This window comes from uncultured Streptococcus sp. (assembly GCF_938036805.1).
In the GTDB taxonomy this organism is placed as follows: domain Bacteria; phylum Bacillota; class Bacilli; order Lactobacillales; family Streptococcaceae; genus Streptococcus.
This window is the reverse complement of sequence record NZ_CALHWC010000068.1, coordinates 1-11,005: the sequence shown is the minus strand read 5'-3', so window position 1 is coordinate 11,005 and position 11,005 is coordinate 1. Positions and strand designations below refer to the sequence as shown.

Annotated in this window: 9 protein-coding genes; all 9 read left to right on the top strand. The window is 40.0% G+C overall.

Annotation, left to right across the window (positions count from 1 at the left end):
* The first annotated feature begins 291 nt into the window (after positions 1 to 291).
* The 9 genes from Q0191_RS02825 (at position 292) to Q0191_RS02785 (ending at position 10,879) form a co-directional block, all read left to right on the top strand.
* Complete coding sequence (locus Q0191_RS02825) at positions 292 to 1,203, top strand: hypothetical protein (protein WP_297663650.1); 912 nt, start codon at positions 292 to 294, stop codon at positions 1,201 to 1,203.
* On the top strand, positions 1,196 to 2,095 hold the full coding sequence (locus tag Q0191_RS02820; protein ID WP_297663648.1) for a hypothetical protein: 900 nt from the start codon (positions 1,196 to 1,198) through the stop codon (positions 2,093 to 2,095). Before Q0191_RS02825 ends, Q0191_RS02820 begins: the two co-directional genes overlap by 8 nt.
* Positions 2,088 to 2,996, top strand: a complete 909-nt coding sequence (locus Q0191_RS02815) for a hypothetical protein (protein WP_297663646.1) — start codon at positions 2,088 to 2,090, stop codon at positions 2,994 to 2,996. Before Q0191_RS02820 ends, Q0191_RS02815 begins: the two co-directional genes overlap by 8 nt.
* Positions 2,997 to 3,174: 178 nt before the next feature.
* The gene (locus Q0191_RS02810) at positions 3,175 to 4,038 is read left to right on the top strand and encodes a MutR family transcriptional regulator (RefSeq protein WP_297663644.1); all 864 of its coding nucleotides are present in this window, start codon (positions 3,175 to 3,177) and stop codon (positions 4,036 to 4,038) included.
* Between the two features lie 78 nt (positions 4,039 to 4,116).
* On the top strand, positions 4,117 to 5,298 hold the full coding sequence (locus Q0191_RS02805) for an MFS transporter (RefSeq protein ID WP_297663642.1): 1,182 nt from the start codon (positions 4,117 to 4,119) through the stop codon (positions 5,296 to 5,298).
* A 255-nt stretch (positions 5,299 to 5,553) separates the two neighbouring features.
* Positions 5,554 to 5,958 carry a PaaI family thioesterase gene (locus Q0191_RS02800; protein ID WP_297663640.1) on the top strand — a complete coding sequence of 135 codons (405 nt, stop codon included), beginning with the start codon at positions 5,554 to 5,556 and terminating at the stop codon, positions 5,956 to 5,958.
* Positions 5,939 to 6,700: an HAD family hydrolase gene (locus Q0191_RS02795; protein ID WP_297663638.1), complete on the top strand. Its 762-nt coding sequence runs from the start codon at positions 5,939 to 5,941 to the stop codon at positions 6,698 to 6,700. The genes Q0191_RS02800 and Q0191_RS02795 overlap by 20 nt, the downstream gene beginning before the upstream one ends.
* Positions 6,701 to 6,858: 158 nt before the next feature.
* On the top strand, positions 6,859 to 7,617 hold the full coding sequence (gene tpiA, locus Q0191_RS02790; protein ID WP_005589685.1) for a triose-phosphate isomerase: 759 nt from the start codon (positions 6,859 to 6,861) through the stop codon (positions 7,615 to 7,617).
* Positions 7,618 to 7,681: 64 nt separating this feature from the next.
* Positions 7,682 to 10,879 (top strand): GBS Bsp-like repeat-containing protein, encoded by a 3,198-nt coding sequence (locus Q0191_RS02785; protein WP_297663635.1) that lies wholly within the window; start codon positions 7,682 to 7,684, stop codon positions 10,877 to 10,879.
* Positions 10,880 to 11,005 lie beyond the last annotated feature (126 nt).

The window sequence follows — 11,005 nt, the reverse complement described above, 5'->3', positions numbered from 1 at the left end:
ACACCTATCGGCAGTGAGATTATCACTTTAAGCTTTATGGGTATTTTACCAGCTGCAGCAGTTCTGTTATTATGGCAAAACAATATGGTTAGATGGTTTATGGTTGTTGAAAGATATAGAAAGAATAGATACAATAAAATTTCATAATAGAAAATATGAGTTTTGAAAAGTTTTGCTGTTATGAATTCCAAAGTGAAAGATAATTTGAACCCTTATAAAGGTGCGGTCATTATGGCAGCAATTTCTGGACACCGTATGGAATAGGAAATGTATTGGTATTTTGGGTAAAAAATGAAGAAAAAATCTATTTTTAATGCTAGTTTTGAAGAAAGTTTGAATTTACAGGATGATCCTATTTCAGGAGAATTTTCAAATAAAAATTTAGCATCTGCTCAAGAAAAAGAGAAATACAGAGGTACAACAAAATCGTATGTATGGTTGACTGTTTTAACAATTGTTTTCATAATCGGTCCCAATTGGCTTATAACAGCATTAACCAATTACCTTTATCATCATTCTGAGGATTCTCCTCTATTGCCACCGGTTCATAATTTCTTGCCCAACTGGCTATTTATTATTTTCTTACTCTTGTGGCTTTTACTGATTTTTTTGGGGAAACACTTTTCTCAGCAGTTTATCCTTATATACAGGGGACAATTTCATATGTTTGTCACATTCCTAATTTGGTTGATTGTCGAAATGAATCTATTTTTACTGACATTTTTGTATAGTACGATAAGAGCGACAGGGGCAATCCTTTTCTTTGTTTTGTTTGGGCTTATGTGCTGCATTATCGTCGGAAGCGGGCGAACTTCGTTACTGTCATTGTTATATGGTAAACAAGAAGACGAACAAGACTGGCTGGGGAGACTGTTTCATAAAGTGGCTGCATTTATCTTCAAATATGGTTTTGGAATTATTGTAGTTTTACTCATTTTTAGGTTGATTTTTCCCAATGCGGTAGGCCTTATGTTGGATACCCTAGGTGTTTTGCTTATTTGGTTTGTAGGTGACTTGTTATTTGTCCTGCTAGAAACTTTTCTGATATTTCCCTTTATGCTTCAAGGATACTACAAGTGGAAATATTCTGAAGAATACCGAGAATGGGAAGGTAAGTCTGTAGAGGAATGGTATGGAAAGAGGTACTTGAAAAAGCACCCTGAACTATTACAAAAGAAGATTGGAAATCAAAGTTATGACTAAAAAATCTATTTTTAATGCTAGTTTTGAAGAGAGTTTAAATCTGGAAGATGATGGGTTTCGAAAGTTGCAGCAAGAGCAGCATGATAAAACGTCTAACTATTTTAAAAAAGGGAGAGCATCTCTTTGGTTTCGAATTAGAAGTTTTATTTTAGGTTTAATTTTTCCTGTTGGATTTAACTTTATGTTGCTTGTTGTATCTATGGAATTTCATGAGAGTAAGACCCTGACTCTTCCGATATCTAAGCACGAGTCATTAACTGTAAATGTTTTTTTGATTTTAATTCTTATTTGGCTGTTCTTAGTCATTCTTGGAAAATTTACTAAACGAACTTATCTTTTACCATATCGCTATCAGCTTCATGTTTTTACATTTATGCTTTGGTTTTTATTGGAAATTGATTTAATCGTTTTTGACATTCTATTAGCAAATTTAGCATTTTGGGAAATTATTGCTATATATGGAGTAATAATGATCTTCACTTACATGATGTTTAGTATGGAGTTAACAGGATTAAGAAAGCTTATGTATGATGAGGATAGACAAGTGACTTTTCGTAATAAGATTGCTAAAATGATTTCTATTTACGGCATGGGGATTTTAGGGATTGGTATGATTATAAAATATATTTTCGGAAGCTTTACTGTAGATATTTCAAATTCCATGAAAGCATTTGGTTTTTTACTTCTATGGGTCTTTGCTAATATTGTGGTGATTGCAATAATTGTTTTTATAGGTTTACCATATTTTCTCCAAGCCTATTACAAATGGAAATACCCAGAAGAATATCGTCAGTGGGAAGGTAAGTCAGTAGAGGAATGGTATGGGAAAAGGTACTTGAAAAAACACCCTGAACTAATACAAAAGAAGATTGGTAATCCAAGTTATGACTAAAAAATCTATTTTTAGCGCAAGTTTTGAAGAGAGTTTAAATCTAGAAGATGATGGGTTTGTACAGTACCAGAAAGGAAATGTTTTCTCTAAGTTAGAAACATATTATAGGGAAGGAAAGTCTAAACTAGTTCTTCATATTCAGAATATTGTTTTCACTCTTATCGGTCCTGTAATTATAAACTTTATGATTCTTGTTTTCTCGCTATCCTTGCACGACTCTGATCCTAAAGATTTAAGATTGCCTATCTATCAACATCCATTACTAACAGCTGAGGTATATCTAGTCTGTTTCTTAATTTGGGTATTTATCATATTGATTGGTAAAGTTTTTAGAAAAGCGTTTATACTGCCTTATCGTTATCATTTTCATGTTCTCACATTTTTAATTTGGCTTAGTTTTGAATTTAACCTGCTAGCTATTGATATGTCATTACCAACTTTATCTGTTTGGATGATTGCTGCAATTTTTGCTTTTATTACTATATTAGCCTATTTTATGTTTAGCCTTGAAATTGAAAGTCTTAAAAAACTGATGTATGGTAATGGAAGTGGCTCTTCTCTTCGCAACAAAATTGCCAATAAGATAGCGATCTATGGAATGAGTTTTTTGGGAATTGGAGTAATTATAAACTTTATTATAAAGAGTTTTTCCATAAAATTTTCAACTTCGTTGGAAGGCTTAGGTCTTTTGATAACATGGATTATCCTAAATATTGCTGTGATTGCTATGCTAATCTACATCGAATTTCCTAGTTATTTACAAGCTTTCTACAAATGGAAATACCCAGAAGAATATCGTCAGTGGGAAGGTAAGACTGTAGAGGAATGGTATGGGAAGAGGTACTTGAAAAAACACAAAGAGTTATTAAAAACAGATGAAAAGAACGATTGGTATGGGTAAAAGGGATAAGTAGACAGGATTCTTAGCAGAATTTGCCTTTTCCGATTTTCAGCCGATAAGATTTTGACGAAAAGAGCCTCGTCTGAAAATAAAATCCGAACAAGGGTCGGTGAAGGTAGTTTTGAAAGAGCGACTAGGGAAGCGAAACAGCAATTAAAGGAATTTAAGTGGTAAACAAATGGAAGATTTAGGAAAAGTTTTTCGCGATTTTCGTTTAAATGGGCATTATTCTTTGAAGGAAGCAGCCGGTCAGGTTTGCTCGACCTCTCAGCTGTCTCGTTTTGAGCTGGGTGAGTCGGACATGACCCTATCGAAATTTTTAGATCTCTTGGATAATATTTATGTGACTCTTGAAAATTTTATGGATAAGGCTCGGAATTTCCAGCAGCATGAGCACGTGGCTATGATGGGTCAGATTATCCCTCTTTACTACTCAAATGACATCAAGGGATTTCAAGACTTGCAAGCGGAGCAGTTGGAAAAGGCCAAGGCCAGCAAGGCGCCTCTTTACTATGAGCTGAATTGGATTTTGATGCAGGGCTTGATTTGTCAGCGAGACGGTCAGTTTCACATGAGGCAAGAAGATTTAGATAAGGTGGCTGATTATCTCTTCCAAGTGGAAGAATGGACGATGTATGAGCTGATCCTCTTTGGCAATCTCTATAGCTTCTATGATGTGGACTACGTCTATCGTCTGGGCAAGGAAGTCATGGAGCGGGAGGACTACTACAAAGAAATCGGTCGCCATAAGAAACTAGTCTTGATTTTAGCGCTCAATTGTTACCAGCATTGTTTGGAAAGTTGTTCTTTTGATAAGGCTAGTTATTTTGAGGCTTACGTAGAGAAAATCATTGGCAAGGGCATCAAACTCTATGAACGCAATGTCTTCCTCTATCTCAAAGGTTTTGCGGCTTATCAGAAGGGAGAGAAGAAGCAGGGAATCAAGCAAATGCAGGAAGCTATGCGCATATTTGAAGTTCTGGAACTACCTGAGCAAGTCGCCTATTATCAAGAGCATTTCGATAAGTTTGTAAAAGTATAATTTCCCAAATATGGGAAAAACAAAGAACCTCCCTCTATTTCTGATACAATAGTTTCAGAAATGGAAGGAGGTATTTTTATGAATCGACAGGCAGTACAGCTGATTACACGAGCTGCTATTAATAAAATTGGGAATATGCTTTATGACTATGGAAATAGCATCTGGCTTGCTTCTTTGGGAGTTCTGGGACAGACGGTCTTGGGCATTTATCAGATATCAGAGCTAGTTACTTCTATCTTATTTAATCCTTTGGGTGGAGCCATTACAGACCGCTTTTCCAGACGTAAGGTGCTGATGGTAACGGACTTGATTTGTGCCGTTCTTTGTCTGCTGATTTCTTTTATTTCAAATGACCAGCTCATGATTGGAGCACTGATTTTTGCCAATGTGGTCCAGGCTATAGCATTTGCTTTTTCTCGGCCGGCTAATAAATCCTACATTACAGAGATTGTGGACAAGGATGACATTGTGGCCTACAATTCTCATCTGGAATTGGTCTTGCAGGTTATCAGTGTCTCAGCTCCTGTTTTATCTTTTATTGTGATGCAGTATGCAAATTTGCGAGTGACTCTTCAACTGGATGCGCTGAGCTTCTTTCTGGCTTTTGCCTTGGTTTACTTTCTGCCTAATCATGAGCCAAGCAAGCAGAAGTCTCTCATCAATCTTGGCAATATCCTGAGAGATATCAAGGAAGGCTTAGTCTATATCCGCCAGCAAAAAGAAATCTTCTTTCTGCTTTTGGTAGCTTCTGCAGTCAACTTTTTCTTTGCAGCCTTTAATTACCTGCTGCCTTTCACTAATCTGCTCTATGATAAGACCGGCTCTTATGCGACTATTCTGAGTTTGGGCGCTATCGGCTCAATCATCGGAGCTATTCTAGCCAGCAAGGTTAAGGACAGTATGGGAAATCTTCTTGTAGCCCTGTTATTGACAGGTGTAGGAGTTGCGGTCATGGGTGTCTCGGCCTTGCTACCGGTTCATCCATATTTCTCATACTCTGGAAATCTTATCTGCGAGCTCTTTATGACTGTGTTCAATATTCATTTCTTCAGCCAGGTTCAGACCAAGGTGGAGCAGCAGTATCTAGGCCGTGTTTTCTCGACTATTTACACGCTGGCAATTCTTTTCATGCCTCCTGCGACTTTCCTGATGACGCTTTTGCCAAGTGTTCACACAGCCACCTTTCTCCTACTTGGTCTAGGCGTAATGGGCTTGGCTTTGATTTCCTACCTTTATCAAAAGAAAATAGAAACAAACTAGGTTGGGGAAATTTCCAACCTAGTTTAATGTTTTGTCTTGCAAATCTTCAGCTGAGAATTTTTAGATTCATTACCAGCCTAATTTGGTTTAGAATTTCATTTCCAAGCTACTAGTCCAATCGGCTGATAGATTAGTAGTACTGGGGATTTGAATAGCTGGTAGAAAAAATTTTTCCATTGGAATGTGCATATAATCATTGTTCCTTGCTAGTAAAAGTAGTATGATGAAGTATAAGCAAAATTAATGGAGTAAGGAATGAAAGATTTTCATTTTGATGCGATTTCAGCATTTGAAAACTATAAAATTGAGGAGGCAAAAGATGGTCATGTTTTAGTAACGACAGAGGTCGTTCCCTCTTCGTTGAATTACTATGGCAATGCGCATGGAGGCTACCTATTTACTTTGTGCGATCAGATTAGCGGTTTGGTCATCATTTCCCAAGGTGCTGACGCCGTGACCCTACAATCCTCCATCAATTATCTCAAAGCGGCTAAGCTTGGCGATACCCTGAGCATTAAGGGAAAATGTGTCCATGCCGGCCGAACGACTAGAGTGGTGGATGTGGATATTGTCAACCAAGATGGAAAGAATGTCTGCAAGGGGACCTTTACCATGTTTGTCACTGGCGAAAGGGGCAAAAATGCACAAGTTAGAATATAAACATTATCTTTTTGACTTTTATGGAACACTGGTGGATATCAGGACTGCCGAAGATGATCCGACTTTATGGTTGTATCTTTCCCACATCTATGCAGCTTATGGAGCAGATTATCAGCCAGAAGACTTGAAAAAGCAATATAGACAATTGGTAGTAAAGCAAGAAAGCAAGATAGCGCAAGAGAAAGGCGTGGCCTATCCCGAGGTTGATTTGGTGGCGGTTTTCATCCAGCTTTTGCAGGAAGCACCAGTCAAGCATGAGACACGGACTTCGCTTCCAGATGTGCAGGCTTGGGGAGAGCAGTTGGCCGTGACTTTTCGGAGTTTGTCCCGTCGTCAGCTCCATGCCTATCCAAATACCCTGAAAGTTCTAAAGGCCATTAAGGATCAGGGAGGCGATGTTATTTTGCTCTCTAATGCTCAAAAGGCTTTTACAATGCCAGAAATTGAATTGACGGGTTGTGCCGATTATCTGGACAAAGTTTATATTTCTTCGGATTATCAGATCAAAAAACCACAAGCAGAATGGCTAGAGCTTGTGTTGGAAGAGAATCAGCTCAATCCAGAAGACACGGTGATGGTTGGCAATGATTTTTCTACGGATATGGCTATTGCTCAAACTGTTGGGATTGATGGAGTGTTGCTGAACACATTCCCATACTCGGATGCAGAGATAAACAAGCTCAATAAAATGCAGGCCAGAGTCATTACAGATATAGAAGAACTGCTGGAAAATAGGAAGTAAAAGATGCTTAGAGATCTTTAAATGGTTTATTCACAGCCAAAACTGTGGATAACTAGTAGAAACATTACGATTTGATGAAAAATTGTGGATAACCTTTATTAATTTGCTTACTTATGATATAATAGCCCATATAAATAAAAATAGAAGAGGTATGTGAAATGTCACGTAAACCATTTATCGCTGGTAACTGGAAAATGAACAAAAATCCAGAAGAAGCAAAAGCATTCGTTGAAGCAGTTGCATCAAAACTTCCTTCATCAGACCTTGTTGAAGCAGGTATCGCAGCTCCTGCAGTTGATTTGACAACTGTTCTTGCTGCTGCAAAAGGTTCAAACCTTAAAGTTGCTGCTCAAAACTGCTACTTTGAAAATGCAGGTGCTTTCACTGGTGAAACAAGCCCACAAGTTTTGAAAGAAATCGGGACTGACTACGTTGTTATCGGTCACTCAGAACGCCGTGACTACTTCCATGAAACTGACGAAGATATCAACAAAAAAGCTAAAGCAATCTTTGCAAACGGTATGCTTCCAATCATCTGTTGTGGTGAAAGCCTTGAAACTTACGAAGCTGGTAAAGCTGCTGAATTCGTAGGTGCTCAAGTATCAGCTGCTTTGGCTGGCTTGACAGCTGAACAAGTTGCTGCATCAGTTATCGCTTACGAGCCAATCTGGGCTATTGGTACTGGTAAATCAGCTTCACAAGACGATGCACAAAAAATGTGTAAAGTTGTTCGTGACGTTGTAGCTGCTGACTTTGGTCAAGAAGTTGCTGATAAAGTTCGCGTTCAATACGGTGGTTCAGTCAAACCTGAAAACGTTGCTTCATACATGGCTTGTCCAGACGTTGATGGTGCCCTTGTTGGTGGTGCGTCACTTGAAGCTGAAAGTTTCTTAGCTCTTCTTGATTTTGTGAAATAAGAATAACAATAAATGGCTTGTCGCCTTAAAGGTGGCAAGCTTTTTAAAAGTTTGGAGATAAAAGGTGAAATCAAAGGAACTTATCTATTTAGCCAGTACAGCTATATTGCTAGCAGCAACGGCTAACGTAGTACAGGCAGAAGAAAATGCGCCGACAATCACAGACCCTGAAGTAGCTAAGGTAGAACTTCAAGTAGAAAAGGATCATCAACCTCAGCAGGTAGCCTTACCAGAAGCGGTACCCACAGATCGTCAAGTCAAACAAGAAAGCTCGGTCGCAAAAGCGGAAGCTAGTCCAGTATACAAGGCACCAGAAAATCTGGCACCTGCTGCTAGTCTGGTCAAGGAGAATGTACCAGAAAATAAAGCAAGTGAACAAGCAAAATCAGCTGCTTCTGAAGCGATTCAGAAGCCAGTAAAGGCTGAGCAGACTTCCCCAGCGATCAGCGTCAGTCCTGCATCCAAAAAAGGCAGCACTTCTTTTTATAATGCGGCTTCTTCAGCAGGACAAACAGCGCGTGGCAATTCAGAAGCAGAAATCAAGGGCTCTACCTTTGTGGATGTGAGTAGTCATAACGGCCATATCAGCGTAGAAGACTATCGCCAATTAGCATCCAAAGGTGTCGGCGGTGTCGTTGTCAAGCTGACAGAAGGAACCCACTATACTAATCCTTTTGCTGAGTCTCAGGTTCGGAATGCGCAAGCAGCTGGTTTGCAAGTATCAACCTATGCTTTCTCGCATTATACAAATGATGCAGAAGCCAGAGCCGAAGCCCGTTACTATGCTGCTTTTGCTAATAAATTGTCCCTGCCCAAAAATACAGTCATGGTCAATGACATGGAAGACCCTAAAATGCAAACGGGGATCAACCAGCATACTCAGGCCTGGGCAGATGAAATGCGCAAGCAAGGATATGCAAATCTGATGTATTACACGAGCGCTAGCTGGGTTGACCAGAACAATCTACGCCACAAAGGTTCAATCAATACATCTCTTTTTGGCCTTGATAATTTTTGGATTGCTCAGTATCCAGCACCTAAGCTAAGTGCAAATGATGCTAAAAATTTGAAGTATAATAGCAGAGCAGGAGCTTGGCAATTTACTTCTCAAGCGCAATTGTTGCCTGGTAAGCATGTTTTCGACCAGAGTATTGACTATTCTGGAAGATTTACAGCTAGAGCTACTTTGGTTAAACAACCGCTGACAGGTAAGATTAGTATTCAAAATAATAATCCAAAAACTGGCACATTTGATGTTGTTGTTTCCGAAGTTTCCGCACCACATGGAGTTCAGGAAGTTAAACTTCCAACTTGGTCCAGTGAGCGTGGGCAAGATGATATTGTTTGGTACACTGCAACGAAGCAAGCCAACGGAACTTATAAGCTGACAGTTAATGCTGCCAACCATAGAGGTTCTACGGGCGAATACAATGTTCACTTGTATTACGTTCAAGGTGACGGTAAGTTGGTCGGCGTCGGTGGTACAACGGCCAAGGTTTCAGTTGTTAAGCCAGAAGGCAAGCTGACTATTGCCAACAACGATCCAAAGACCGGTACATTTGATGTGATCGTGTCCGAGGTGTCTAGCCCGCAAGGTGTTCGTGAAGTCTTACTTCCGACTTGGTCAAATGAGAATGGTCAGGATGATATTATCTGGCACAAGGCTCAAAGACAGTCAGACGGCACTTATAAATTCACCGTCCGTTCTAGCGAGCATAAGAACTCTGTCGGCGACTATAGCGTCCACTTGTACTATGTCCAAAACGACGGCAAGATGGTCGGCGTTGGTGGTACAACAACCAAAGTCACTCGTGCTTCAGTTGCTAAACCAGAAGGCAAGCTGACTATTGCCAACAACAATCCCAAGACCGGTACATTCGATGTGATCGTGTCCGAGGTTTCCAGCCCACAAGGCGTTCGTGAAGTCTTGCTTCCAACTTGGTCAAATGATCAAGGTCAGGACGACATCATCTGGCACAAGGCGCAAAGACAGTCAGACGGTACTTATAAATTTACTGTCCGTTCTAGTGAGCACAAGAATTCTGTTGGCGACTACAGTGTCCACTTGTACTATATTCAAAATGACGGCAAGTTGGTTGGCGTTGTTGGTACAACGACTAAGGTTTCCGTTGCTAAACCAGAAGGCAAGCTGACTATTGCCAACAATAATCCAAAGACCGGTACATTCGATGTGATCGTGTCTGAAGTTTCTAGCCCGCAAGGCGTTCGTGAAGTCTTGCTTCCGACTTGGTCAAATGATCAAGGTCAGGATGATTTGATTTGGCACAAGGCACAAAAACAGTCAGACGGTACTTATAAATTTACTGTCCGTGCTAGCGAGCATAAGAATTCTGTTGGCGACTACAGTGTTCATTTATATTACGTTCAAGGTGACGGTAAGTTGGTCGGCGTCGGTGGTACAACAACCAAGGTGTCCATTGCGACAGGGGAGAAACCACAAGGAAAAATCAGTATCCAAAATAAAAACAATGAAACTGGTGAATTTGATATCGTCGTTTCTGGCGTTGTAGCTCCAGAAGGTGTCAAAACTGTCTATTTGCCAACTTGGTCCAGTCAAAATGGACAAGATGATATTCAGTGGTATGCGGCGGAACGCCAAGCTGATGGTACTTATCGCAAGCATGTTTATGCAAGAGATCATAAAAATAGCCAAGGCGAGTACAATGTTCACCTATATTACTTGAATAATCGTAATCAGCTGCAAGGGGCTGGTGGAGAGAAGACCACGATTTCTATTAAGCATCCACAATCGCCTAGCAGTCAGCGTGATCGTGTTCTTGCAGCAGCAGCAGCGATGGTTGGCGTCAAGGGAGGCAGTGCCGAGCACCACCGTCTGGTCAATGACTATAATAGCGTTAGACCGTTACCGGTTGGTTATGCTGTGAAGAATTCAGATGACTGGTGCGATATTTTCACGACAGTTATTTTCCAAAGAGAAGGCTTGAGCGATCTTATCGGTCGCGAATGCGGTGTTGAGCGCCATATTCACATCTTTAAACGTTTAGGTATCTGGAATGAAGATGGTAATTCTACACCTAAAGCCGGCGATATTATCACCTTTAACTGGGATAAAGATACCCAGCAAAACGATGGCTGGGCTGATCATATTGGTATTGTCGAAAAAGTTGAAAATGGTATCATTCATACGATTGAAGGCAACAGCAATAACGAAGTTAAACGCAATACTTACCGTATTGGTCATGGAAATATCCGTGGTTTCGCGTCACCTCGTTATAGATAAACACAAAAGAACCAAGGGAAACCTTGGTTTTTTAACGTCTTAGAATTTTCTTTATGAGTTGAAGCAGCTTAAATTTGAGAGGGTTAGGATAATAACGGAAAGTTCCCATTTTTCGGACGATGAAGC